Source organism: Corallococcus sp. M7, from assembly GCF_054512695.1.
In genome coordinates, this window is record NZ_CM137252.1 from 9,884,185 (window position 1) to 9,907,361 (window position 23,177).

The following is a 23,177-nucleotide window of genomic DNA, read 5'->3' on the forward strand; positions in this document are numbered from 1 at the left end:
AGGAAAGGCGTCAGACGTGATGGAGCTCCAACAGCTCACCGTCCTCCTCGTGGAGGACTCTCCGATGTTCCGCGTCATGCTGCGTGACATGCTCCAGCAGATGGGCGTGAAGAACGTGGTGGAGCAGCCCAACGGCAAGGCCGCCATGGAGTACCTGGCGAGCGGCGAGCTCAAGCCGGACCTCGTGTGCCTGGACCTGACGTTGCCGGACGTGTCCGGCTACGACGTCTGCGAGCACATCCGCCGCACGCCCGCCATCGCGCACGTGCCGGTGCTGATGGTGTCCGCGCGCAACCTGCCGGAGGACAAGGCCTACGCGGAAGAGGCCGGCGCCAACGGCTACCTGGGCAAGCCCTTCACGCCCGAGGAGCTGGAGAAGCGCGTGCGTCAGGTGCTCAAGGCCGCGGCGCCCCGGGGCAGCGCGTGACCACGCCCGCCCCTCGCACGCCGCGCTCCGCCCCGCCCCCGCCGTACGTCCCCGAGCGCGAGGAGACGAACGCGCCGGCGGACCTCATCGACTGGGGCTTCCTGTTCGACGGGCTGGGCTTCGTGCGCAGGGCCATCTTCCGGCACTGGTTCCTGGGGCTGTGCATCGTCGCGGTGATGGCGGGACTGGGCTCCGCGGCGGCGAAGCTGATGCCGCGCAAGTACCACGTCGAGACGCGGATGCTGACGTACCGCAACCTCATCATCTCCTCGCTGGTGAACCCGGGCCGCTCCATCCCGGTGGAGGCGGATCAACCCACGCGCGCCGCGTGGGAGATGGTGCTCAGCCGCGGCAACCTCAAGTCCGTGGTGAAGAACGCGAAGCTGATTGAGTACTGGGACCACATGCGGTCCCCCATCAGCCGCCTGAAGGAGCAGTATCTGAAGAAGGCCCCTCCTCCCATGACGGACGAGGAGAAGGAGGAGGCGCTCATCGCGATGCTGGAGACCAGCCTCATCGTGATGGCGGAGGGCGGCAGCGGCACGGTCACCATCGGGGTGGACTGGAGCGACCCGCAGATGGCCTTCAACATCGTGGAGGCCGCGGCGCAGAACTTCCTGGACATGCGCCACGAGTCGGAGATGGGCGCCATCTCCGAGTCCGTGAACATCCTCCAGGGCCAGGTGGCCAACGAGGCCGCGAACATCAAGCAGGCCATCGCGGACCTGGAGCGCGCGGTGCGGGCCGCGGATGCGCGCCGCAAGAAGAAGGAAGCGGACCCCAAGCAGGCCAGCGCGCGGCAGGCGCTGTTGGCGACGGACCACGCGCTCGCGCAGCTGAAGTTCCTGGTGCAGGCCAAGCGCCGCGCCATCCGCGACGTGGAGGAGTTCCGCGGCCGCCGCCTCACGGAGCTGCGCGCGCAGCTGGCCGAACAGCGCGTCGTCTTCTCCCCGCAGCACCCGGTGATTGTGGACCTGGAGCAGCGCGTGGCGACGATGCAGGCGGACTCGCCGCAGCTGACGTCGCTGCGCTCCGAGGAGCAGTCGCTCATCCAGGAGTACCTGCGCATGGGCGGCACGGACGTGGACTCCGCGACGGAGGGCACCAGCCTGGCCGCGGGCTTCGGGCAGCCCCTGGCGGGCGCGATGCTGGGCACGCCGGATGATCCGGAGGTGGCGGTGGCCACGGACCGGATGCGCATGGTGGTGATGCGGCACCAGGAGAAGCTGCGCCGGCTGGACCAGGCGCAGACGGAGCTGGAGATTTCGAAGGTCTCCATGAAGCACCGCTACAGCGTGCTCTTGCCGGCGCTCTTCCCGGAGAAGCCGTCCAAGCCGAACCCGAAGCTCATCGCCATCGCGGGCGTGGTGGGCGGGGTGGCGCTGGCGGTGTTCGCGGCGGTGGCGCTGGACATCCTGCGCCGCCGGGTCCTGGAGAAGTGGCAGGTGGAGCGGCTGCTCAAGTTGCCGGTGCTGGCGGAGCTGGAACGGCGCTGAAGGTTCGTGCGCTCGGCCGTCCTTGAAGATGGCGCGAGCGCGGGGGTGACACTGTCGTGACGGTCTGGACCTGGGTGGACGTGGCGCTGTGCGTGGGACTGCTGCCGGTGGTGGTGGGCTGCGGCTACCTGCTGCTCCTGACGCTGATGTCGGGGCGCAAGGCGGCGCCGGTGCCGCCGTCGCCGGCGGTGCGGAAGTTCGACGTCATCATCCCCTCGCACAACGAGGAGCTGGGCATTGCCCGGACGGTGGCGAACCTGTCCGCGGTGGACTACCCGGCGCACCTGCGGCGCATCATCGTGGTGGCGGACAACTGCTCCGACGCGACGGCGGAGAAGGCGCGCGAGGCGGGCGCCACGGTGCTGGAGCGCCAGGACGCGGTGAAGCGCGGCAAGGGCTACGCGCTGGCGCACGCCTTCGAGCACAGCCAGCGTGACGGCTTCGCGGACGCGGTGGTGGTGGTGGACGCGGACACGGTGGTGTCCTCGAACCTGCTGCATGCGTTCTCCCGGCGGCTGGAGGACGGGGCGCACGGCGTGCAGGCGCACTACGGCGTGATGAACCCCACGGCGTCGTGGCGCACGCGGCTGATGACCATCGCGCTGGGGATGTTCCACCGCGTGCGCTCCATGGGGCGCGAGCGGCTGGGCGTGTCCTGCGGCCTGCGCGGCAATGGCATGTGCTTCACGCACGCGGTGCTGAAGCAGGTGCCGCATGACGCGTTCAGCGTGGTGGAGGACCTGGAGTACGGCATCCGCCTGGCGCGCGCGGGGCACCGCGTGCACTACGCCTGGGAGGCGGAGGTGCTGGGCGAGATGGTCACGGCGGAGAAGCAGAGCCGCTCGCAGCGTCAGCGCTGGGAGGGGGGCCGCGCGCAGATGCGCAAGCTGCACGGGTGGCCGCTCTTGAGCGACGCGCTGAAGCAGAAGAGCGGGCTGCTGTTCGACCTGTCCATGGACGTGCTGGTGCCGCCCCTGAGCCAGTTGGTGCTGGCGACGGTGGCGGGCTCGGTGCTGGCGGCCGGCGTGGTGTGGCTGTCCGGCGGCACGGCGGTGGCGGCGTCCGCGCTGGCGTCGTTCGGCCTGATGTCGCTGGCGCTGTACGTGCTGCGCGGCTGGTGGGTGTCCGGCGTGGGCGCGCGCGGCCTGCTGGACCTGGCGTGGGCGCCCCTCTACGTGGTGTGGAAGGTGTGGCTGATGGTGCGCGGCCCCGGCGCGGAGAAGCGCGGCGAGTGGGTGCGCACCACGCGCGAGGCGGAGCGGCGGTAGCGCGCGTCCGCGCGGTAGGGCCGGGCGCAGGGAGGCGCTCCTGCGCACCGTGGGCTCCGGGCTTGGGACTGGATCAGCCGGTCCGGGCCTTGGATGCCGGCCGCCGGGACCTGGCGGTGGAGGACTCGGCTTGGGCCTTGCGCTTGGGCGCGCCGAGCGACGCCTGGATGGGGCAGAGGGTGTCCGGCGGGCAGAAGCCTTCGGCCATCAGCGTGGTGATGGCGCGGCGCATGCGGCGCAGGTCGTCGATGCGCGCGTCGATGGCCTGGACCTTCGCCTCGGCGAAGCGGGCCACGTCTCGGGTGGGGGTGCCGCGCCGGTCGGTGAGGGCGAGGACGGCGGACACCTCCTTCAGCGTGAAGCCCAGCTCCTGTGAGCGGCGGATGAAGCGCACGCGGATGGCGGCGTCCGGGCCGTAGAGGCGCTGACCGCTCTCGCTGCGGTCCATGGGCAGCAGCAGCTTGCGGCGCTCGTAGAAGCGCAGCGTGGACAGCTTCACGCCGGATTCACGGGCGAGCGCGCCGATGCGCAAGGGGGCTGCTTCAACGGGCCGTCGCGGGGATGCCACCACGCCACCTCCTGGCGCCGAGGATGACACCGCCCTGGGCGAACATCCACGCCAGCTCCAGGACGAGGAACACGACGAGCGCTCGCGTCGCGCCCTGGGTGAGGGCCCACGCCATCCAGGTGGAGAACAGCGCCCGGCCCGCGGTGTCCACGGCGCCGTTGAACGCGGTGGGGTGCACGAGCCGCACCACGGACCACAGCGTCACGATGGTGCCGAACAGGGCCACGAAGAACAGGTGCGTGGACGTGAACGCGGGGAGCGGCTCACCGCCCAGACCCAGTGCCTGGTGCACGGACCGGATGCTCGCGAGCACGGCGTCCGCGGTCCACGGCGTGGCGAACGGGAGGGTGACGAAGAAGTCGTACAGCGCGCTGGCGAAGACGACACGGCGAAGCAGGGACGGTTCAGGGTTCATGCGAAGGACCGTAACCCCTGCACCAAGGTGCAGAGGCAAGGGCCTCCGTTCAGGTCCCCGTCGCGGGAGCCACGGCCCGCCGCGCGCCGAGCAGGAGCGCGCCCTGCACGAACATGCCCGCGGCCTCCATCACCAGGAACGCGCCAAGCACCCGTGATGCCCCCTGCGTGAGCGCCAGCACCATCCATGCGGCGACGAGCCCCCGGCCCACCGTGTCGATGGCGCCATGCAGCGCGGTGGGCTGGAGGACGCGGACCAACGCCCAGATGACGGCGAGCACGCCGAAGAGGGCGACGAAGAACAGGTGCATGGGCGTGAAGGCCGGCATCGCCTCACCGCCCAGCGCCAGGCCCTCGTGCACCTGGCGCATGACGCCCAGCATCGCGTCCGCCGTCCACGGCGTGGCGAACGGAAGCGTGACGCACAGGTCGTACACCGCGAAGCCACGAACGGCGCGCTGAAGCAGGGAGGCGCTCATCCCTGGAACACTAGCCCCCACCGCCCACGGGAAGCTCCCGGAAGAGGACATCCATGGACCCAAGGCCGCGCACGACCTCCACGAAACGCTCGGTCGCGACGATCAACGTCACGGCGTCCGTCAGCCGGAACACGTCCAGGTCCTTTGGCAACGACGCGTCCTCCAGCCGGCACTCCTCCGGCATGGCCGCATCCATCCGTCCACAGGTCTCACAGGGCGGCGGCCCCAACGGGAGCAACCGCCCACGCGCCGTGAGCTCCAGTTCATGGAGCGCCGGAATCGATGCCCCGCTTGAAGTCAGCTCCGCCCGCACCGGTACAAGGCCTTGAAGCCCAGCCGCTCGCAGTGCGTCCAGGGCATCCTCCCGCACCAGGAGCTTCCAGGGGTCCCTCAGGACGAGGGGGCCGAACGTCCCCTCCGCGGTCCCAACCAGGGGACCGAAGGTCGTTCCGGGCTCGACTTGAGCCCCAGGTGGCAACAACGGCTTCACCTGCTCCAGAAGCCGTGCGTAACGCGCGAAGGGTTCCAGGCGCGGCGTCTCAAGCTCCGTCCGCAGTGGATGCCGGGACAGGTCCACGGAGGGATACGCCAGGGCAATGCCGCTCCAGGTCTCACCGCAGGTGGGGCACTCCACGCCAGGCAGCATCCACCGCGCATCGGCCTGGTAGGTGCCCGTCCAGACGCGAGGCGCGTCGTAATGCGGCGTGCACAGCTCGAAGTAGCGCATCAGTCGTCCCTGGGGAACGGTCCCAGCTCGATGCTCTGCCAGTAGGTCGTCGTCAGCCCGAACAGACCGAACTGCTGGATCATCTTCGAGGCCTGCTCGAAATGCCGCGGCTTGGTGGCCCGGCCGTAGGTCCTCGAGAAGAACATGCGCCACTCGCCATTCCAGGGCCCTCCATCAGGTCCCCGATGGATCCGCGCGTGCAGGTCCTTGTCGATGGCCATGACGTAGTCATGCACGTTGATCCCCTTGGAGAGGAAGTATGCCGTGTACTGCTGGGGGAAGAGGTGGTGCTTCTCCTTGGGCCGCCGGGCCCATTCCTCCATGGCCTGCTGGCGGCGCACCTCACTCGGGAGGGGTTCGCGCGGATACCAGCGGAACACCATGACCGGCTGCCGGTCTCCTGGCAGTCCCTGGGCACTGCCCCAATTCCGCTGTGCGGTGCTCCCAGGCGCCACGAACACGGGCGCGGTCGCGCGCGTGCGGACAATCCCGGGGGACGCGAGGTCTTCACAGAAGAAGAGCGCGCATTCCGTCTCGGTGCAGAGCGTGGTGACGCAGCGGTCCTCTGCGTCCGGCTCGCAGCCCTGTCCGACCTCCGCCCGCGCCCAGACCCGGAGGGGAGCCTCCACGGGCGGCGTCCCCGAAGACGCACACCCCAGGACTCCCGCGATGAGGCCCAGCGCCCACCTTCGCATGGCAGCCCCTTCCTGGGGCTTCAGTCCGCCAGCGGCATGCCGAAGTCCGGCTGGCCGCGCTCGCCGGAGACCCAGCGATACACCTCCAGCACCTGCTCCGCCTTCGCCTTCCAGGTGAAGTGCTTGAAGATGCGCGCCCGCGCGCGCTCGCCCATGGGGCCAATCACGGACGGATCCGCGACCAGCTTCTCCAGGACGCCTCGCACGCGCTCCACGATCTCCTGCGGCGTGCCCATGGGGATGGCGAAGCCCGTGGACGGGCTGACGATCTCTCCCGGACCGCCGTAGTCCATCACGATGGGCACCAGTCCCAGCGCCATCGCCTCCGCCACCACCGCGCCGCCGAACTCGCGCACGCTCGGGAAGCCGAAGATGTGGTTCTTCGACAGGCGGCCCTGCAGCTCCTGGTGCTTCACCCAGCCCGCGAACGTCACGCCGCTCTCCAGGCCGCCCCTCGCCACCTGCGCGCGCAGGTTCTGCATCTCCGCGCCGTCGCCGATGAGCTCCACCTGCACCTTGCCCTCGCGCACCAGCGGCGCCGCCGCGTCGATGAGCATCGCCATGCCCTTGTACGGCACGAAGCGCCCCACGAACGCCACCCGCAGCGGCTCACCCGGCTTCGGCGGCTCCGCCTTCGCGCTCCCGAAGCGCCGCACGTCGATGGCGTTCTCCGGGATGTAGACCACCTTGTCCTGGTACTCCCGCGACAGCTGCGCCCGCGTCGCCCTCGAACCCATCATCAGCGCCGCCGCGTTCTGCCGCGTCGACTTGTAGAAGGGCATCAGCTTGTAGACGTCCCGGATGTAGCTCAGCCACTCGCGCTCACGCACGCGCGCGTCCCCGAAGCCCTTGGGCCACGGCAGGCCGCCGTTCATGGGGCCCATGATGAAGGGCACCCCCGCGTCCGCGCACCGCGCCGCCAACGTGCTGGGCGTCGTGGGGCTGATGGGCGTGTAGCGGTGCACCACGTCGAATTCCTTCGCGCGGATGCGGTCCCCGAAGCGCCGCCAGAGCAGCTCCTCGAAGTAGTAGTACGGCAGCACGCTCAGCGCCGTGGCCGTCGTCCAGCCCACGCCCGCCTTGCCGCGCAGCACCTCACCCACCTTCTCCAGCGGGCGCTCCACCGGCGTGGAGTCCAGGGCCGTGAAGTCCCTGCCCTCCACCAGCCCCTGCTTGAGGATGTTCTCGCGGTTGCGGACCTGGGTGACCAGGTGCACGTCCGCCACCTCGGCGAGCGCCCTTGCCAGGGACCAGCCTTCCAGGGGGACGCTCACCCAGTCTGGGTTGCACAGCTCAGCAATCAGGAGGACGCGGGGTCGGGTGCCAGCCATACGCCTTCCGCATCTATCCCAACCCGGGCCCGGGATATAGCCTCCCCCCCGCTCGAATGGCCTTCAAACCCTCGCTCGCCGCCTGGCTCCAGTACATCGTCATGGTCGTGGGCCTGGGCGCCGTCACGCTCGGTGCGGCCGCCGTGGGTAACGGGGACCCCATTGTCACCCTGGCGCCCGTGCTGGCCCTCACCGTGGTGTGGGTCATCCTGAAGGTGCCGCTGCGCTACCTGGCGCTCACGGTGCTCTACCTGGTGCTCGCGGTGGACTACACACCCGAGCGCCCCCAGTCGATGTTCTGGCCCTCCCCGCTGTTCCCCCTGGGGAAGCTGCTCTTCACGCAGATGCATGAGCTGGTGGGCATTGGCGCCCTGAGATTCCCGCTCATCGACGGGCTCATCATCGGCGCCATCGGCATTGGCATCTACCGGCGCGCCACGAAGTCCAAGATTGATCCACCGGTGGTGCCCATCCCCCGGCCGCTGGCGGTGGTGCTGGCGCTGTCGTTCTTCTCCATCATGTGGATGGAGGTGTGGGGCATCGCGCGGGGCGGGGACATCAAGAACTCGCTCTGGCAGTGGCACCAGGCGGCGGTGCTCCCGCTGGTGGGCATGATGTACCACTACAGCCTGCGCGGGCCGGAGGACTGGCCCGTGGTGGCGAAGACCATCATCGCGGCGGCGCTGACCAAGTCCGCGGTGAGCACCTACTTCGCGCTGGTCATCATCCCGTCCCAGCACCTGGAGGTGGAGTACACGACCTGCCACTCGGACTCGATGACGTTCATCTTCGCCATCACCGTGTGCATCGCGCGGTGGCTGGAGCGCCCCAAGTCCGGGCACGCCATCCGGGGCCTCCTCATCATCCTCCTGGTGTTCATCGGGATGTTCTTCAACGACCGCCGGCTCGCGTACGTGAGCCTCGTGGGTGGCCTGGCGGCGGCGTACTTCTTCAACCCGTGGACGCCGCTGAAGAAGTTCATCACGCGAGGCCTCATCGCGTGCTCGCCGCTGCTGGTCGTGTACTTCCTGGTGGGGTGGGGCTCCAGCAGCGGCATCTTCAAGCCGGTGGCGACCTTCCGCTCCATCATCGAGGGCCAGCACGCCGAAGGAGAGCTGGACTACCGCGACATCGAGAACCTCAACCTCATCGCCACCTGGAACACGAACCCCGTGTTCGGCACGGGCTACGGGCATGAGTTCCTGGAGCCCTACCCGCTGCCCAACATCGCGTTCGTGTTCCCCACGTACCGCTTCCACCCGCACAACTCGCTGCTGGGCCTCTTGGCCTTCGGCGGGTGGTTCGGGTTCACGGGCGTGTGGATGTACCTGGTGGTGACGGTGTACCTGGCGGCGCGCTCGTACCATCGAGCGTACGCGGCGGAACATCGAACAGCGTGCCTGGTCATCGTGGGCGTGGTGGCGTCCTACCTGAACCAGGTGTTCGGAGACATGGGCATCATCTCGTACATCTGCACGTTCCAGGTCGCGGTGTGCTCGGTGCTCGCGGGCAAGCTGGCCATGGTCACCGGCGCGTGGCCGTGGCCGCAGCGGGAGCAGGTGCTGGGCCTGAAGCGCGCGGCGCCGGAAGAGGTGCCGCCCTCCGGAGCGACGGCGGCCTAGCGCTGGATGCCGATGATGCGCCACTGGCGCGTGTCGATGGCGTACGTGGCGCTCGCATCCGTCACGGGCCCTTCGGAGTTGCAGACGTCCTGCCGGGGCACGAAGCGCACGAACATCACGCCCTCCGGGCCGGGCGACGTCCACACGTCGAAGGAGTCCCGCCGGTAGAGGCACAGCTCGTCCGCGGTCGCGTTCTTGTGCGGCTTCAGGTCCAGCGGGCGGAAGTCATCCATCGCCAACTGCGTCGCCACCGCCACCAGGGCGGGCGTCTGCGTGCGCCCCTCCGCGGGCAGGTCCAACGGGAACTGGAAGCGGGCCAGCTCCTGGTCGGAGGCGCGGGCCGGACGGATGGGCCGCCCGAAGAGGACACAGCCGCAGAGGGGCAACGCCAGCAGCGCCACGAGCCCGCGTTTCACGAACAGCCCTGACGAACCCTGGCGCCCCATCTAGTCCTCCACGGGCGTGATGAAGCCCGTGTCCTTGTCCGCTTCGTGGATGTACCCGATGAGCTTCCACGCCTTGCCCTGGCGCAGATAGACCTCACCCGGACGCGGCTCGCCCTTGTAGGGGACGAGCTTCGTCACCGTGCATCCTGAATCAAATTGGACCCTCAGGGTCCAACGTTGTGACTGACTCCAGCGGTCCTCCTGTGACATTCCCGACGGGAACCAGGGGTGGCTGTGGAAGTCCGCCAGCGTGGAGGGCAGGCCCCGGTCGTCCTTCACCACGCTGGGCACGCTGCAGCTCTTGCGGCGCAGGTCCGCGCCCACCAGCGTCGTGCGCCCCAGCGGCGACGGCCAGCTCGCGTAGTACTCCCCGCCGCCCAGCGAATAGATGAGCCCGCAGTACTCCTGGCCGTAGTCCCGCTCCTTCGCGCGCTCCAACGCCATCACCGCCGGACAGAGCTGGTCGATGACCTCGTCCACGTCCCGGGAGGGCTGGATGGCGGGCCACGGGCCCTTCACCCAGACCCTGGCGCCCCGCTGGCCGAAGAAGACCTCCCGGCCGCTCTGGAAGTAGGACGTGCCAGCGCAGCCGACGAGCAGCGCCACGCCCACGCTCCATGCATTCCGTCCGCGCATCCCGTCTCGCCGCTCCCGTGAGGGGAACCGCGAAAACGCATAGCACGGCCTAAACCATAAAACCAGAATTCATGGCAAAGCCTACCCGGTGCGGGCACGGAGCTCCGCGGCCTCGGCGGCGGCGGCGGTCAGGTGCTCCAGCTCCAGGTCGATGTGCTTCGCCTGCGGGATGGCGCGGCGGACCTCCGCCTCGATGGCGTCGATCTCCTCGCTCAGGGTGCGGATGAGGTGCCGGGCCGCGTCCGTCAGCGCGCGCTCGCGCTCCGCGCCCACCGGGGGCAGCCCCTGCGCGGGCAGGGCCTCCGCCAGCCGGGCCGCGACGAAGGACTCGCTGAAGCGCAGCTCCGCCTTGAACTGGTAGACCTCCGGGGTGAGCCGGCGCGTCTTCACGTCGTGCAGGTCCGCCAGGCTGGGGCGCGCGCGCAGCAGGTCCTCGAAGCGCTGCTCCACGTCCGAGGGCACCGACCGGCCCAGCAGCAGCTCCCGGTTCTCCACCATCAGGTAGATGGCGATGAGCCCCAGCAAGAGGCCCACCGTGAGCGACGCCAGCGCGTCCCACACCGGGTTGCCCGTCACGTGCGCCAGGGCGATGCCCGCCGTCGCCAGCACCAGGCCCAGCACCGCCGCGCCGTCCTCCAGCAGGATGGCCACCGACGCCGGATCGGCCTTCGTCCGCACGAAGCGGAAGAAGGGCTCGCCCGCGGCCTGCTTCAAGAGGCCGCGCACCGCGAACAGCAGCACGCCGCCCTCGATGAGGAACGACAGCCCCAGCACCGCGAACGTCACCGGCCCCGTCTCCGCCACGTGCGGGTGCAGGAGCGACTGGATGCCGTGGTAGACGGTCACGCCGCAGCCCACGAAGAAGATGCCGGACGCGGACAGGATGCCGAAGATGAAGCGCTCGCCGCCGTAGCCGTACGGATGCGAGTCGTCCTCCACGCGCGCCGCCCGCTTCAGCCCCAGGAACAACAGCACCTGGTTGCCCGTGTCCGCCGCCGAGTGGATCGCCTCCGACAACATCGCCCCTGAACCCGACAGGAAGAAGGCGATGAACTTGATGAGCGTGACCAACACGTTGCCGGACAGCGCGGCGATGACGGCCTTCAGCGATGAAGCAGGAGCGGACATGGAGGTGCCAAACCTACCATGGCGCCATGACGCGACGGGACCGGCGCCCTCCCGCCCGTCCGCCCCACGCCCTACCCTTGGCCCTCCGCGTCATCACCGCTGGACAGCCCGCGCCCAGGGTGATTGTTTGTTCTCAAATTATTTAAGGGTCAGGAGAGAGCCTTGCGTCGTTTCGTGCCGCCGTGGGTGTGGGCGTTGCTGCTGTTGGGTCCGGTGGGGACCTCGCGCTGAACGCGGGGTTGCCTCCGCCTCCGCCGGAGGTGGACCGGAGCACGCCCACGGCGACGGCGGCGGGGTTCCTGGACGCGGCGCATGCCCGGGACGCGGTGCGGGCGCCGCACTACCTGGACCTGTCGCGGCTGCCTCCGGAGACGCAGGCGGAGGAGGGGCTGAAGCTGGCGCGGCGGCTGGTGGTGGTGATGGACCGGACGCTGTGGCTGGACTTCGCGCGCATCGGCAAGGAGCCGGCGGGCCCCGGAGAGAGCGCCCGCCGCGAGGTGCTGGGCCAGGTGGCCACGTCGCGAGGCCCCCAGGACATCGTGCTGGAGCGGGTGGACGCGGAAGGGGGCCCGGTGTGGGTCTTCAGCGCGGACACGGTGGGCGCCATCGACACGCTGTTCCAGGAGCACGGGTCGCCGCTGCTGGAGATGCTGCCGCCGGTGTTCTTCACGCGCCCGCTGTGGGTGCTGGAGACGTGGCAGTGGCTGGGGCTGGCGGTCGTGCTCGTGGGGGCGTGGGTGCTGGGGCGGCTGGTGGAGGCGGTGGCGCTGCGGGTGGGTGCGCGGGCCGCGGGGCTGACGAAGTCCGGCTGGGATGACGAGCTGCTCGCCGCGGGCAAGGGGAGCATCCGCTTCGTGCTGGCGGGCATGCTGGTGGCGGCGGGCGCGCGGTTCCTCAAGCTGCCTCCGCCGGCGCAGGAGACGGTGGACCTGGCGGCGCGCTCGGTGATCATCGTGGCGGTGGCGCTCTTCGTGCTGCGCTTCCTCACCCGGGCCGCGCGCTTCCTGGAGACCAAGGTCGCGCAGTCGCCGGAGGGCACGAACGTGGCGCGGGTGCGCGGGCTGCGCACGCAATTGGCCATCCTGCGGCGCGTGGTGGAGGTGGCGGTGGTGGTGGTGGCCGCGTCGCTCTTGCTCCTCCAGTTCGAGGCGGTGCGCAACGTGGGCGTGTCGCTGCTGGCGTCCGCGGGCATCGCGGGCCTGGCCATTGGCCTCGCCGCGCAGAAGTCGCTGTCCACGCTGTTCGCGGGCATCCAGTTGTCCATCACGCAGCCCATGCGCATTGGCGACACGGTCATCATCGAGAACGAGTGGGGGTGGATCGAGGAGATCACCCTCACCTACGTCGTGGTGAAGGTGTGGGACCTGCGCCGGCTGGTCATCCCCATCACGCAGTTCCTGGAGAAGCCGTTCCAGAACTGGAGCAAGGTGTCGCCGGAGATATTGGGCACGGCGGAGCTGTACGTGGACTTCCGCACGAACGTGCCGGCGGTGCGCGCGGAGCTCAAGCGCATCCTGGAGCAGGAGTCCAACGGGCTGTGGGACGGCAAGGTGCAGGGGCTCCAGGTGACGGACCTGAGCGAGCGCACCATGAAGCTGCGCGCCCTGGTGAGCGCGGCGGACTCCGGCAAGGCGTTCGACCTGCGCTGCCTGGTGCGCGAGAAGCTGGTGGCCTGGCTCCAGGCCCAGCCGCACGGACTGCCGCTGGTGCGCGCGGAGGCCATGCCCCTGCCCCTCCCGGAGGAGAAGGCCGTGGGACCGGCGCTGCTGGCCGCGCGTGCGGGCAACAACGCTCGCCCGGAGCCGCAGCGCTGAAGTGAAGCTCACAGGAGGCACACGCTCCCGTGGATCCGGAGCGTGTGTCCCTACCGTTCAATCCGGCAGAGCGCGACGTCGAAGCCCGCCAGACGAACGGTTTTCACGTGCTCCAGCAGGTTGACGACGCTGAAGAAGAAGAGCGTGTCCGCGAGCGCCCCCTGCTTCCGGGTCGCGATGGCGTAGACGACGCGCGGCGAGCCCTTCATCCCGTCGAAATCCTTCGCGTTCCCATAGTGGTCATGGAAGAGCTTCCGGACCTTGTCCGCGTGCGCCGGCACGGAGCGGAACAGGCGCGCGGACACGCTGCCCTGGCCGAACAGGTGGCTCAGCGTGGCGGAGTCCTTCATGCTCTTCACGTGGACGAAGTCCCTGTGGGGGCTCAGCAGGTCGCAAACCTCCATCTTCCCCGTGTGGCCATCCGGGTAGAAGGGCTTCGCATCCAGCACCAGCCAGTTCTTCGTCTTGCCCACGTGCTTGTTGTACGCCCCCTCCTTCTTGAAGGTCTGGCTCCACTTCGGGAGCTGCAGCTTCGCCGTGACGTCGTCGAGTTCCCGCACCCGCTCGCGCACCTTCGCGATGTAGTCCGTGTCGACGCGGAACCATTGCCCCAGGGACAACACGTAGGTCGCGCGCGCGTGCTCCACCTGGGCAACCATGTACCGGTGGAGGTGGTCATTCGACGTCAGGACCTCCCCGTCGTCGTTCAAACCACGCACCCGGATCTTCTGGGGATCCCGCGGGACCTCGGGATGAGCCTCCAGGAAGTCGTAGACCCCTTCGATGTCCAGGTCCTCGAACTCCTGGGATTGATGCCCCTGCGACAACCGCCATCGGGTGATGCGCTCGTCCGGCATCTCCGGGAACGCCACGGCGAGCTCTTCGTGCGAGCGGTCCATCAAGAGCCCCGCCAGGTATCCTTCCAGCACGGGGATGAGCGGGTTGCGCGCCTTGAGCGGCCGCAGGTAGTCGATGAAGCCGAAGTGCTTCTTGTACTGGGTCTTGCGGTACTGCGTGAGGAACGTCTGGCAGTGCGCCCCCAGCTCCTCGACCGTGCACTTCATGGACAGCTTGAGGGAGTCCGCGCCCACCATCTTCTTCGTCAGCGCGGTGGACAGCGGGCGGCCGCTGACCTTCTGGAGCCAGTCCAGCTCCGTGCTGATGTCGAACTCACCCACGTTCCGCCCCGCGTTGAGGTGCGTCCGGCGCTGGCGGCTCACCCGGTCCACCCGGCGGGTGTCCACCATGTCCAGCGCGTCGGGGTCTACTTCGTTGAGGACCACCTTGAGCCCGAAGTCCGGCTCGATGAGCGTGCGATCAATGGCCCCCAGCCCGAATCCGAACGTGAGCGCGAAGACGCGTCCGTCCACCTGGAGGAACATCACGAAGGCGTTGGACTGGTTCTTCAACCGGAGGTCCTCCAGGTCGAAGGCCGTCCCCAGCCAGGGCATCCACTTGGGCGGGGTCGACCTGCTGGCCTGGACCCACGCGACACAGGGGAACGGGAGCGCTTCGTGGGGCTTCAGTTCGCGGTAGCCCTCCTTGCGCTGGAGCTGGCCGAGTTCAGAGACGACGTCGCGAAGCAGGTAGACCGTCAGATTCATGGGGAGCCCTACCGGTGATCCTCGAAGTGAGGAACACCGACTCAACCCAGGGGCCGGCTCGCGGACCATGACCCGGAAGAGGGACCCCTCCTCCCCCTTTCGAGGGACTCAGTGCCACGTGCCCACGGAGAGCCGGCGCTCCTCCGCGATGGGCTGGAGCCGCTCGCGCAGCTGTTCGCGCACCTGGTGGAGCCACCAGCCCACCGTGCCCGTGGAGCGGCCCACCTGGGCGCCGATGCTCACGTAGGAGCGCCCCTGCGCCCGCAGGTGGAAGACCTCCCGCTGCTGCGGCGGGAGGCGCTCCACCGCATCGCGCAGGTCCTTCTCCTGGATGAAGGTCCAGAGCTCGCCGCCCTCGGACTCTTCCGGGTCGTCCGCGAGCACCGTCACCCAGCCCGCGTTCACCGCCTTGCGCTGCTCCGCGCGGTGGTGGCGCAGCAGGCTGATGGCCCGCGTGTTGATGACCCGCCCCGTCCACGCCCGGAAGGCCTCCGGCCCCTGGAGGTGCAGCCGCTCCTTCCACGCCTCGTCCAGCGCGTGCTGCACCAGGTCCTCCGCGTCCGCCGCGTTCCCCAGGATGCGCTGCGCGTGCTTCAGGAGCCCTGAACGGAATTGGATGACCAGCGCCGCGAACGTCTGCATCTCTTTGTCAGCCATGGAAGTGCCCCCCGAGCTCCGTTTCCGTGCAGGGTCATGATGACAAAGCCTTCCAATACGGACATGGCATTCTTTGCGGGGATTACCAAGAGTGTCTGGAAATCCTATCCCACCCGGGGATTTCCACCGCCACCGTCACGAATGCATCCAGTGTCTGTCTTTTGGATGTCCACCAAGGGCAGGTGGCCCGGGGTTTCCGACAGAAGCGCGCCAGGATGATCAGCATTCGTCATCCCGGGTGGAGACTCACGACGAAGGCCCTCCGGGGCGATTGACCGTGGGGCAAAACGCCCCGGTGTGGCGAGGCTCCCGGGCGGATGGGGCAGAACGCCCCGCCCGATGCCTGAAACACGGGTGAAAACACGGCAGGGTTCTTGCTGACACGTCCCTGTCTCACGGCCGGTGCCGGGTTCTCTTGCCCCACACCCCATGCGGATCCGGCGCTGGCCGCGAGGCAGGAAGGCGGCAACTGCTCATGCTGGAACAACGGCGCCCGGAGTCGGCCGTCCGCGACGTGCTTCCCTACCGGAAGCCGAAGCTGGGACGGGACTACTGGATCAAGGACAACGCCCTGCCCAACGCGCTGGAGGTCTACGAGCGCAACCTGGCCCGCGAGGACTGGACCCAGGGCGCCCCGTGGCGGCCTGAAATCTGGCCCGGCATCCGCGCCCCCCATGCGCTCACGCCGCAAGAGCTGGCGCCCATCGAGCAGTGGATCTGCGAACAGGCCGGCGTGCGCGCCCTCAAGCAGGAGTCCCCGGCGCAGGGCTCGCTGTCCCACAACCACGTGCAGCTCGTGGGGGAGAAGGAGTCCACCGCGAAGCCGCACGTGGACTCCCTGGCGCTGTGCGACTTCGCGGGCGTCATCTACCTGCACCCGAAGCCGCCCGTGAAGCACGTGGGCACGTCCTTCTACCGGCTGCGCATGCCCGGCGGCGGGCTGGGCGGCAACACCTGCCCTCCCGGCTGCGTCAACCTCACCCAGGCCTTCGGCCTGACCAGACTGCCCGCCAACGCGTGGGCGCAGGACGTGGAGGTGGAGAACGTCTTCAACCGCCTCATCGTCTACCGAGCCGACTTCGTGCACTCGGCGACCGCGTACTTCGGGCAGGGCGACAAGCGCAGCAAGCGCGCCACCGCCCTGTTCTTCTGGAAGGCCGTGCGCTGACGGCTACGCGAGCATCCGCGCCAGCATGTCCGCGCTGCGCTCGCTGCTGAACTGCTCCTCCACCTTGCGGCGGCCGGCCTCGCCCAGCCGCACCGCTTCGGCCGGATCCCGCGCCAGCTTCTCCAGCTTCTCCGCCAGCACCGCGGGCGCCTGCGGCGGCACCAGCACGCCGTCCACGCCGTCGTCCACCAGCTCCTTCACGCCGCCCGCGCCCGTCACCACCACCGGCGCGCGCATGGCCATGGCCTCCATGATGGCCACGCCCAAGGGCTCCTGGAGGCTCGCCAGCGCGAAGAGGTGCGAGCGCTGGATGCCGTCCTTCACCACGTCCTCGCTCACCGCGCCCAGCAGCGTCACCGCGTCCGTGAGGCCGTCCTGCTGGAGCTTCGCCTCCAGCACCTTGCGGTACGTGGTGCCGCCCGCCTCGTCCTCGCCCGCGATGGACAGCCGCGCGTCGATGCCCTTCTTGCGCAGCATCCCCACCGCGTCGATGAGGTCCGCGTGCCCCTTGCACGGGTTCAGCCGGCCGCACGCGAACAGCCGCAGCGGACCTTCCCCGGACCACGGCTCGTAGGGCACCGAGCGCTGGAAGCGCGACAGCTCCACGCCCATGGGCGCCAGTTCAATCCGGTCCGGCAGGCTCCCGGCCAGCTCCTGGCGCACCTCCGCCAGCAGCTTCTTCGTGATGACGAAGGCGAACTTCGCGTGCCGCCACTTCTCCCGCTGGTTCGGACCGTAGTCGTCCAGCGGCCCGTGCAGCGTCATGCTGTACGTGAGCCCGGACAGCAGGTGCGCGAACATGGCCACGTGGGCCGCGTTGGCGCAGGAGTGCACGTGCACGTGCGTCCAGCCGCGCTCGCGAGCCAGCGACGCCAGCCGGCCGCCCATCACCGCGAACGCCACCAATTGCGCGCGGCCCTTCGCGTCCAGGCCCTCCGCACGGGCGATGGAGGCCAGCACCCGCGCCCAGCCCGTGGGCATGGCCCGGGCGATCTCCAGCGCGGCCATCGCCACGCCCAGGGGCGGCGGCGGCGCCAGGTACTCCGTGCGCTTCATGGCCTCCCGCGCCCAGCTGTGGCTGATGATGCGCGCGGGCGGCGGACGGGTGGACACCAGCTCCGGTGACACGCCCTTCCCCGGCAGCGCCTGCAGCTCGCGCCAGAAGAAGATGTGGGTCTGTCCGGGGAACTCGGGAATCAGGTAGCCGATCTTCTGCACCCCTCTTCCATAACACGCCGCGTCCCCCAGGCTCCCCGGGCCCGGGCCGCGGCTCCCAAGTCCGTTGGGGGGTGTCAGCCGTGACAGCAGACCGGTGGCGCGCTCCTTCGCCTGCCCGCCCGCCCGGGTCGTTGGGTCATGACGCCTCATTGCGTTATACCGTCCGCGCTCCCATGTCCGCCGATTCGAGCCCCCCGACGCCCGCCGAGGAGACCCCGCCCGCCAGCGCCGTGCCCTCGCCGGAGCTGTCGCGGCTGTGGTTCGCGCTGGACCGCCGCGCCTGGAGCTACCTGGTCGTCGTCCCCGCCCACCCCGGCGCCCCCGCGCAGGACGCGGCCCAGGCCCTGATGGAGGCCGGCGCGCCCTACCCGGAGCCGCCCCTGCGCCTGGTGGACGCCACCGGCATCGAGCCCGCCGGCGCCCCGCGCATGGTCCAGGAGGTGCGCCGCCGCGTGGAGCAGGGCGAGCGGGTCATCGTGGTCATCGACTCGCTCATCACCCACCCCGCGAGCCTCCCGCTGGCCCTGGCCGCGGACACCGCCCTGCTGGTCGTCACCCTGGGCGAGACGGACTTCGGCTCCGCGCAGAAGACCCTCAAGCTGGTGGGCGAGGACCGCTTCGCCGGCAGCGTCACCTTCCCGCGTCCCACGAAGAAGCAGAAGCGCGCCGACGCGGCCAAGAAGAAGAAGCCATGAGCCCTTCCGACTCCCCCGCTGTCCCGGCCCCCCGGCTCAGCGTCGTCATCGCCACGTACAACCGGCTGCCCCTCATCACCCGTCTGCTCCAGCAGCTGGCCGGACAGACGCTGCCGCCCGAGGACTTCGAGGTGGTGGTGGTGGACGACGGCTCCGCCTCCGACGTGAAGGGCCCGCTCTCCGCGCTCAAGCTGCCCTACACCCTGCGCGTGGAGGTGCAGCAGAACGCGGGCGCCGCCGCCGCGCGGCACCGGGGCGTGCTGGCCGCCCGGGCCCCGACGGTGCTCGTCACGGATGACGACATGCAGGTGGCCTCCGACTTCCTCGCGCGCCACCTGGCCCACCATCCGCCCGGCTCGCGCAACGTGGTGCTGGGCCGCATCCGGCCGGACCCCGAAATCGGGGACATGCCCCTCTTCGAGCGCTGGTACGCGCACCTCAACAACCGCATGGCCGAGGAGCTCTCCGTCCCCGGCGCGAAGGCGCGCGGCAACCACCTGTACACGGGCAACGTGTCCTTCCCCCGCGCGGACTACGTGGGCGTGGGCGGCTTCGACAAGACGCTGGGCCAGTCCGAAGACGTGGAGCTGGGCGTGCGCCTGGAGAAGGCCGGCTGCGCGTTCCTCTTCGCGCCGGACGCGTACGTGCTGCACGGCAGCGACCACGTCAGCTTCGAGAAGTGGATCCGCCGCGCCCACCGCTACGGCATGTTCGACACCCACGTCTCCGTGAAGCACCCGGACGTGAAGGGCGTGAACCCGTGGCGCCTCTTCTTCGAGACGAACCTGCTGTCCCGCCCGCTGCTCGCCTCCGCGGTGGTGGCGCCGGAGGCGTCGCGCCGGCTGACGGAGGCCGTGGTGAAGGCCTCCGGTGTCGCGGACAAGCTGGGGCTCACGGGCGCCGCGTTCGCGGGCACGTCCGTGGCGTACGGCATGGAGTACCTGCGCGGCGCCCGCACGGAGGCCGGCGGCTGGGTGGGCGTCGCCAAGGGGCTCGCTCGCTACCTGCAGGGCCGGGGAAATCCCCAAGGATGAAAGCCATGTTCGGAGCCCTCATCTCGGACGCGTTGGAGATGGCCAAGGCGGCCACCGGTACGTCGGACGCGAAGTCCATCGCCAAGGTGGTGCTGACCAGCGACTCGTACCGCATCACCGCGCTCAACCGCGCGCGGGAGGCGGCGCTGGCCTTCCACATCCCGCTGGTGAACCACGTGCTGCGCGTGGCCCAGACAGCGGTGATGGGCATTGAGATTGGCAAGGACGTGACGCTGGGCAAGGGCGTGTACTTCGTGCACAGCCTGGGCGTCGTCATCGGCGGGGACGCGCGCATCGGCGACCGCGTGCGCTTCTACGGCAACAACACCGTGGGCACCGCCAAGGACAACGGCTACCCCACCATCGAGGACGACGTCTGGATTGGCGCGGGCGCCCGCATCCTGGGGCCCGTGCGCATCGGGGCCCGGTCGCGCATTGGCGCGAACGCCGTGGTGCTCCAGGACGTGCCGCCGGACAGCGTGGCGGTGGGCATCCCCGCGCGCATCTTCCCGCGCAAGGACCTGGACGAGGTCCCGCTGTAGCCGTTGTTGATTGCTGATCCGCTGTGCCGGGTTCGTTCCGGGGGATGCGTTGAGGAAGGTCATGGCAGAGACGAAGCACGGACGGTGGAAGCGGACCGTCATCCTCACCTGCGCGGTGCTGGGCGGCGGCGCGGGCGTGGCCATGGCGCAGCAGGGCGCCTCGAAAGAGGCCCCACCGGCCGCGCAGCCCGCCGCCACCGAAACCGTGGCCGTGTACGACGGGGGCCTCCAGGCCGGATGGAAGGACATCGGCTGGGCACCGCGTGAGACGCCGAAGGGCGCGCCCGCGCGGCTGCGGATGTTCAACTACGGCGGGTGGATCCTCTACCGGCCCAAGCTGCCGGGCGCGTACGGCGCGCTGACGTTCCGCTTCACCGCCCCGGAGTCCTACGGCGAGTTCCTGGACGTGCGCCTGGACGCCCCCGGCGCCGCGACGTTCCCGCACGTGCGGATCAGCCCGGAGTTCATCGTCAAGAAGGACCGCGAGTGGGCGGAGGTCGTCGTGCCCATGGAGGTCCTCAACCCGCGCGGTGAGCCCTTCGACCGCCTGGTGCTGCGCGCGTCGAAGGACGTGGGCCGGGACTGGGTGCTCTTCGACAAGGTGGCCCTGGTGCCCCTGTCGCCGGACGTGGCCGCCGCGCGCGCCGCCGGTGGTGGCCGCATGGGCCGGGGCGACGGCCGCGAGTCGAAGATGATCATCGACTGCACCGCGCCGTCCAGGCCCATCAGCCCGCTCATCTACGGCATCGCGCTGGACGGCAACAAGGAGACCACGGACACGCACCAGTGGAAGCTGGGCGCCACCATCCGCCGCTGGGGCGGCAACCCCACGTCCCGCTACAACTGGAAGCTGGGCCGCGCGTGGAACACCGGCAACGACTGGTACTTCCGCAACGTGCAGCTCGGCTTCGGCGCGGATGACTTCCTGGAGTCCAACCGGAAGAACAACGTCCAGTCCGCGCTCACGCTGCCGCTGATTGGCTGGGTGGCCAAGGACACGTCCTCCGTGGGCTTCCCGGTGTCCACCTTCGGCCCGCAGCAGGCCCAGGACGACACGGAGCCCGCGGGCGGCAACGGCGTGCGCCGCGACGGCACGCCCCTGGTCCCCGCCGCGCCCACCACGACCAGCGTGCAGGCCCCGCCGGAGTTCATCTCCGAGTGGGTGAAGTCGCTCAAGGCCGCCAGGCGCGGCGTGAACATGTACATCCTGGACAACGAGCCCGCCCTCTGGAGCTCCACGCACCGGGACGTGCATCCGGATCCGCTCACCTACGACGAGCTGCTCAAGCGCACCATCGAGTACGGCACCGCCGTGCGGAAGGCGGATCCGGAGGCGGTCATCGCCGGTCCCGCCGAGTGGGGCTGGACGAACTACTTCTGGTCCGCCGCGGACTTCGCCCCCGGCCGCCCGCCGTACACGGACCGCCGCGCGCACGGCGACGTGCCGCTGCTGCCCTGGTACCTGCGCGAGCTGCGCGAGCACGAGAAGAAGACCGGCGTGCGCCTGCTGGACGTGGTGGACGTGCACTTCTACCCGCAGACCAACGTGGGCCTGGGCCTGGAGGGCGCAACGGATCCAGAGACCAACGCGCGGCGGATCCGCTCCACCCGCGCGCTGTGGGATCCGACGTACAAGGACGAGTCCTGGATCGCCGAGCCCATCCAGCTCATCCCCCGCGTGAAGCAGTGGATCGCGGAGAACTACCCCGGCCGGGGCATGTCCATTGGCGAGTACAACTTCGGCGCCATGAAGCACATGAGCGGCGGCCTGGCGCAGGCGGAGGCCCTGGGCCGCTTCGGGCAGCAGGGGCTCACGTCCGCGTTCTTCTGGCAGTACCCCGCGGAGAACAGCCCCACGTTCTGGGCGTTCCGCGCGTACCGCGACTTCGACGGGCGCGGCGGCCGCTTCCAGGACCACGGCCTGTCCACCACCGCGGCGGAGGGCACCAGCCTCTTCGCGTCCCGCGACGCGTCCGGCAAGAAGCTCACTGCCGTATTGCTCAACTTCGACCCCGAGCAGGCCGCCCAGGCGCAGCTGGAGTTCAAGGGCTGCGGCTCGCTCAACACCGTGCGCGTCATGGGGTACTCGGGCGCGCCGGGCGGATTCACCGAACAGGCCACCGGCACCAAGGCCGAGCAGACCCTGTCGCAGCGCCTTCCCCCCTACTCCATCACCGTGCTGGACCTCACGGTGAAGTGAAGACGACGCCTTGACCACCGCACACGCCCCCGCCGCCGCTTCTCCCCGCCCGCGCCTGAACATCGGCCAGCTCACCATCGACCAGCTCACCTTCCCCCAGGCCATCACGGCCATTGGCGAGCTGGTGGACGCGCACCAGGGCGGCTACGTCTTCACCGCCAACGTGGACCACGTGGTGCTCGCGGAGACGAACACGCGCTTCCGTGACGCGTACGCCAAGGCCACCATCTCCGTGGTGGACGGCATGCCCATCGTCTGGGCGTCGCGCATGCTGGACGTGTCCCTGCCGGAGCGCATCGCGGGCTCCGACCTCATCCTCCCGCTGGTGAAGCTGGGCGCCGAGCGCAAGTGGCGCATCTTCCTGCTGGGCGCGGGCCCGGGCGTCGCGGAGAAGGTGGGCAAGCAGTTCCAGGCGCAGTACCCCGGCATCGAGGTCGTGGGCTGGGACTCGCCCATGGTGAACCTGGACGCGGGCGACGCGCAGAACGATCCCATCGTCGCGCGCATCCGGGAGAAGGATCCGCACCTGCTCTTCGTCGCGCTGGGCAGCCCCAAGCAGGAGGTCTGGATTTCCCAGGTGGCCCAGAAGCTGGGGCCCACGGTGGCCATCGGCATTGGCGCGGGGTTCGACTTCATCGCCGGCACCGCCAAGCGCGCCCCCGAGTGGATCGCCAAGGCCGGCTTCGAGTGGCTCTACCGCCTCACCCACGAGCCCAAGCGCCTGTGGCGCCGGTACATCCTCAATGACTCCCAGTTCGGGATCATCCTGCTGCGCGAGCTGTGGAAGCGCACCCGGGGTTCACAGGAAGGCTGAGTCCCGGCGGACTCGCAGGACTGGCCGTATGTCCTTGATTTCTCAGGCTGTAGGCCCTTCCCCCTCCCTGGACAGTTACAGCCAAGCTTGAGTATTCTAGCCCCGCACGCCTTTCGCGGGGTGCTTCTTCCAGCCGGACGCGGGTGACGGATCACCGGGGCGCCGAGGTGAGGCGCGGGTGGACGGAGCCGGGG

The 23,177-nt window shown here is 69.7% G+C and carries 23 protein-coding genes; 11 read left to right on the forward strand and 12 right to left on the reverse strand.

Annotated features, from left to right (window positions below; genetic code table 11):
• Window positions 1–19 precede the first annotated feature (19 nt).
• Genes epsW through epsU form a run of 3 tightly spaced genes read left to right on the forward strand, consistent with a single transcriptional unit; the run spans window position 20 to window position 3,191 of the window.
• Entirely contained in the window at window positions 20–427 is a 408-nt protein-coding gene (gene epsW / locus ACX114_RS39935) for an exopolysaccharide biosynthesis response regulator EpsW (protein WP_120564615.1), read from the forward strand.
• Window positions 424–1,923, forward strand: a complete 1,500-nt coding sequence (epsV, locus tag ACX114_RS39940; protein WP_459293314.1) for a PCP family exopolysaccharide biosynthesis protein EpsV — start codon at window positions 424–426, stop codon at window positions 1,921–1,923. Before epsW ends, epsV begins: the two co-directional genes overlap by 4 nt.
• A 56-nt stretch (window positions 1,924–1,979) precedes the next feature.
• Entirely contained in the window at window positions 1,980–3,191 is a 1,212-nt protein-coding gene (gene epsU, locus ACX114_RS39945; RefSeq protein ID WP_459293316.1) for an exopolysaccharide biosynthesis GT2 family glycosyltransferase EpsU, read from the forward strand.
• A 73-nt stretch (window positions 3,192–3,264) separates the two neighbouring features.
• Here epsU and ACX114_RS39950 read toward each other — a convergent pair whose 3' ends face one another.
• Genes ACX114_RS39950 through epsH form a run of 6 tightly spaced genes read right to left on the reverse strand, consistent with a single transcriptional unit; the run spans window position 3,265 to window position 7,405 of the window.
• Window positions 3,265–3,759, reverse strand: coding sequence for a MerR family DNA-binding protein (locus ACX114_RS39950; protein ID WP_459293318.1), 495 nt, complete (start codon window positions 3,757–3,759; stop codon window positions 3,265–3,267).
• Window positions 3,734–4,174: a hypothetical protein gene (locus ACX114_RS39955; protein WP_459293320.1), complete on the reverse strand. Its 441-nt coding sequence runs from the start codon at window positions 4,172–4,174 to the stop codon at window positions 3,734–3,736. The genes ACX114_RS39950 and ACX114_RS39955 overlap by 26 nt, the downstream gene beginning before the upstream one ends.
• A gap of 49 nt (window positions 4,175–4,223) precedes the next feature.
• Entirely contained in the window at window positions 4,224–4,652 is a 429-nt protein-coding gene (locus ACX114_RS39960) for a hypothetical protein (RefSeq protein WP_459293322.1), read from the reverse strand.
• A gap of 10 nt (window positions 4,653–4,662) precedes the next feature.
• Window positions 4,663–5,379 carry a SitI6 family double-CXXCG motif immunity protein gene (sitI6, locus tag ACX114_RS39965; protein WP_459293324.1) on the reverse strand — a complete coding sequence of 239 codons (717 nt, stop codon included), beginning with the start codon at window positions 5,377–5,379 and terminating at the stop codon, window positions 4,663–4,665.
• Window positions 5,379–6,074, reverse strand: a complete 696-nt coding sequence (gene sitA6, locus ACX114_RS39970; protein ID WP_459293326.1) for a SitA6 family polymorphic toxin lipoprotein — start codon at window positions 6,072–6,074, stop codon at window positions 5,379–5,381. Before sitA6 ends, sitI6 begins: the two co-directional genes overlap by 1 nt.
• 20 nt (window positions 6,075–6,094) lie before the next feature.
• On the reverse strand, window positions 6,095–7,405 hold the full coding sequence (gene epsH, locus ACX114_RS39975; protein ID WP_459293328.1) for an exopolysaccharide biosynthesis glycosyltransferase EpsH: 1,311 nt from the start codon (window positions 7,403–7,405) through the stop codon (window positions 6,095–6,097).
• A gap of 56 nt (window positions 7,406–7,461) precedes the next feature.
• Between epsH and wzy the strand changes: the two genes are divergently transcribed.
• Window positions 7,462–9,027, forward strand: coding sequence for an exopolysaccharide repeat unit polymerase (gene wzy, locus ACX114_RS39980; protein ID WP_459293330.1), 1,566 nt, complete (start codon window positions 7,462–7,464; stop codon window positions 9,025–9,027).
• On the opposite strand, the gene ACX114_RS39985 is transcribed toward wzy, so the two are convergent.
• The 3 genes from ACX114_RS39985 to ACX114_RS39995 all read right to left on the reverse strand — a co-directional run bounded on the left by ACX114_RS39985 (window position 9,024) and on the right by ACX114_RS39995 (window position 11,237).
• On the reverse strand, window positions 9,024–9,473 hold the full coding sequence (locus tag ACX114_RS39985) for a hypothetical protein (protein ID WP_459293332.1): 450 nt from the start codon (window positions 9,471–9,473) through the stop codon (window positions 9,024–9,026). The two genes, wzy and ACX114_RS39985, sit on opposite strands and share 4 nt — an antisense overlap.
• On the reverse strand, window positions 9,474–10,109 hold the full coding sequence (locus ACX114_RS39990) for a hypothetical protein (protein ID WP_459293334.1): 636 nt from the start codon (window positions 10,107–10,109) through the stop codon (window positions 9,474–9,476).
• An 81-nt stretch (window positions 10,110–10,190) separates the two neighbouring features.
• Window positions 10,191–11,237: a cation diffusion facilitator family transporter gene (locus ACX114_RS39995; RefSeq protein WP_459293336.1), complete on the reverse strand. Its 1,047-nt coding sequence runs from the start codon at window positions 11,235–11,237 to the stop codon at window positions 10,191–10,193.
• 239 nt (window positions 11,238–11,476) lie between these two features.
• Here ACX114_RS39995 and ACX114_RS40000 point away from each other — a divergent pair, with 239 nt between their 5' ends.
• Window positions 11,477–13,051 (forward strand): mechanosensitive ion channel family protein, encoded by a 1,575-nt coding sequence (locus ACX114_RS40000; protein ID WP_459293338.1) that lies wholly within the window; start codon window positions 11,477–11,479, stop codon window positions 13,049–13,051.
• 50 nt (window positions 13,052–13,101) lie between these two features.
• Here ACX114_RS40000 and ACX114_RS40005 read toward each other — a convergent pair whose 3' ends face one another.
• Together ACX114_RS40005 and ACX114_RS40010 are read right to left on the reverse strand one after the other, a co-directional pair.
• Window positions 13,102–14,655, reverse strand: coding sequence for a DUF6119 family protein (locus tag ACX114_RS40005; protein WP_459293340.1), 1,554 nt, complete (start codon window positions 14,653–14,655; stop codon window positions 13,102–13,104).
• A 108-nt stretch (window positions 14,656–14,763) separates the two neighbouring features.
• Window positions 14,764–15,312, reverse strand: coding sequence for an RNA polymerase sigma factor (locus ACX114_RS40010; RefSeq protein ID WP_459293342.1), 549 nt, complete (start codon window positions 15,310–15,312; stop codon window positions 14,764–14,766).
• Between the two features lie 475 nt (window positions 15,313–15,787).
• Between ACX114_RS40010 and ACX114_RS40015 the strand changes: the two genes are divergently transcribed.
• On the forward strand, window positions 15,788–16,480 hold the full coding sequence (locus tag ACX114_RS40015) for a DUF6445 family protein (protein WP_459293344.1): 693 nt from the start codon (window positions 15,788–15,790) through the stop codon (window positions 16,478–16,480).
• Window positions 16,481–16,483: 3 nt separating this feature from the next.
• On the opposite strand, the gene epsE is transcribed toward ACX114_RS40015, so the two are convergent.
• Window positions 16,484–17,698 carry an exopolysaccharide biosynthesis GT4 family glycosyltransferase EpsE gene (epsE, locus tag ACX114_RS40020; RefSeq protein WP_459293346.1) on the reverse strand — a complete coding sequence of 405 codons (1,215 nt, stop codon included), beginning with the start codon at window positions 17,696–17,698 and terminating at the stop codon, window positions 16,484–16,486.
• Between the two features lie 173 nt (window positions 17,699–17,871).
• Between epsE and ACX114_RS40025 the strand changes: the two genes are divergently transcribed.
• The 5 genes from ACX114_RS40025 (at window position 17,872) to epsA (ending at window position 22,983) form a co-directional block, all read left to right on the forward strand.
• Window positions 17,872–18,393 carry a hypothetical protein gene (locus ACX114_RS40025; protein ID WP_459293348.1) on the forward strand — a complete coding sequence of 174 codons (522 nt, stop codon included), beginning with the start codon at window positions 17,872–17,874 and terminating at the stop codon, window positions 18,391–18,393.
• The gene (gene epsD / locus ACX114_RS40030; RefSeq protein ID WP_459293350.1) at window positions 18,390–19,427 is read left to right on the forward strand and encodes an exopolysaccharide biosynthesis glycosyltransferase EpsD; all 1,038 of its coding nucleotides are present in this window, start codon (window positions 18,390–18,392) and stop codon (window positions 19,425–19,427) included. The genes ACX114_RS40025 and epsD overlap by 4 nt, the downstream gene beginning before the upstream one ends.
• Before the next feature lie 5 nt (window positions 19,428–19,432).
• The gene (gene epsC / locus ACX114_RS40035) at window positions 19,433–19,969 is read left to right on the forward strand and encodes a serine O-acetyltransferase EpsC (protein WP_014400828.1); all 537 of its coding nucleotides are present in this window, start codon (window positions 19,433–19,435) and stop codon (window positions 19,967–19,969) included.
• Window positions 19,970–20,030: 61 nt separating this feature from the next.
• Window positions 20,031–22,169 (forward strand): GH44 family glycoside hydrolase EpsB, encoded by a 2,139-nt coding sequence (gene epsB, locus ACX114_RS40040; protein WP_459293352.1) that lies wholly within the window; start codon window positions 20,031–20,033, stop codon window positions 22,167–22,169.
• Between the two features lie 10 nt (window positions 22,170–22,179).
• Window positions 22,180–22,983: an exopolysaccharide biosynthesis glycosyltransferase EpsA gene (epsA, locus tag ACX114_RS40045; RefSeq protein WP_459293354.1), complete on the forward strand. Its 804-nt coding sequence runs from the start codon at window positions 22,180–22,182 to the stop codon at window positions 22,981–22,983.
• The last annotated feature ends 194 nt before the right edge of the window (window positions 22,984–23,177 follow it).

Coding starts and splice junctions, on each gene's coding strand:
- ACX114_RS40005 (WP_459293340.1), bottom strand. CDS start 14,655: ATGAATCTGACGGTCTACCTGCTTCGCGACGTCGTCTCTGAACTCGGC.
- sitA6 (WP_459293326.1), bottom strand. CDS start 6,074: ATGCGAAGGTGGGCGCTGGGCCTCATCGCGGGAGTCCTGGGGTGTGCG.
- ACX114_RS39960 (WP_459293322.1), bottom strand. CDS start 4,652: ATGAGCGCCTCCCTGCTTCAGCGCGCCGTTCGTGGCTTCGCGGTGTAC.
- epsD (WP_459293350.1), top strand. CDS start 18,390: ATGAGCCCTTCCGACTCCCCCGCTGTCCCGGCCCCCCGGCTCAGCGTC.
- ACX114_RS39955 (WP_459293320.1), bottom strand. CDS start 4,174: ATGAACCCTGAACCGTCCCTGCTTCGCCGTGTCGTCTTCGCCAGCGCG.
- epsB (WP_459293352.1), top strand. CDS start 20,031: ATGGCAGAGACGAAGCACGGACGGTGGAAGCGGACCGTCATCCTCACC.
- ACX114_RS39985 (WP_459293332.1), bottom strand. CDS start 9,473: ATGGGGCGCCAGGGTTCGTCAGGGCTGTTCGTGAAACGCGGGCTCGTG.
- sitI6 (WP_459293324.1), bottom strand. CDS start 5,379: ATGCGCTACTTCGAGCTGTGCACGCCGCATTACGACGCGCCTCGCGTC.
- ACX114_RS40010 (WP_459293342.1), bottom strand. CDS start 15,312: ATGGCTGACAAAGAGATGCAGACGTTCGCGGCGCTGGTCATCCAATTC.
- wzy (WP_459293330.1), top strand. CDS start 7,462: ATGGCCTTCAAACCCTCGCTCGCCGCCTGGCTCCAGTACATCGTCATG.
- epsW (WP_120564615.1), top strand. CDS start 20: ATGGAGCTCCAACAGCTCACCGTCCTCCTCGTGGAGGACTCTCCGATG.
- ACX114_RS39990 (WP_459293334.1), bottom strand. CDS start 10,109: ATGCGCGGACGGAATGCATGGAGCGTGGGCGTGGCGCTGCTCGTCGGC.
- epsH (WP_459293328.1), bottom strand. CDS start 7,405: ATGGCTGGCACCCGACCCCGCGTCCTCCTGATTGCTGAGCTGTGCAAC.
- ACX114_RS40025 (WP_459293348.1), top strand. CDS start 17,872: ATGTCCGCCGATTCGAGCCCCCCGACGCCCGCCGAGGAGACCCCGCCC.
- ACX114_RS39995 (WP_459293336.1), bottom strand. CDS start 11,237: ATGTCCGCTCCTGCTTCATCGCTGAAGGCCGTCATCGCCGCGCTGTCC.
- ACX114_RS40015 (WP_459293344.1), top strand. CDS start 15,788: ATGCTGGAACAACGGCGCCCGGAGTCGGCCGTCCGCGACGTGCTTCCC.
- epsC (WP_014400828.1), top strand. CDS start 19,433: ATGTTCGGAGCCCTCATCTCGGACGCGTTGGAGATGGCCAAGGCGGCC.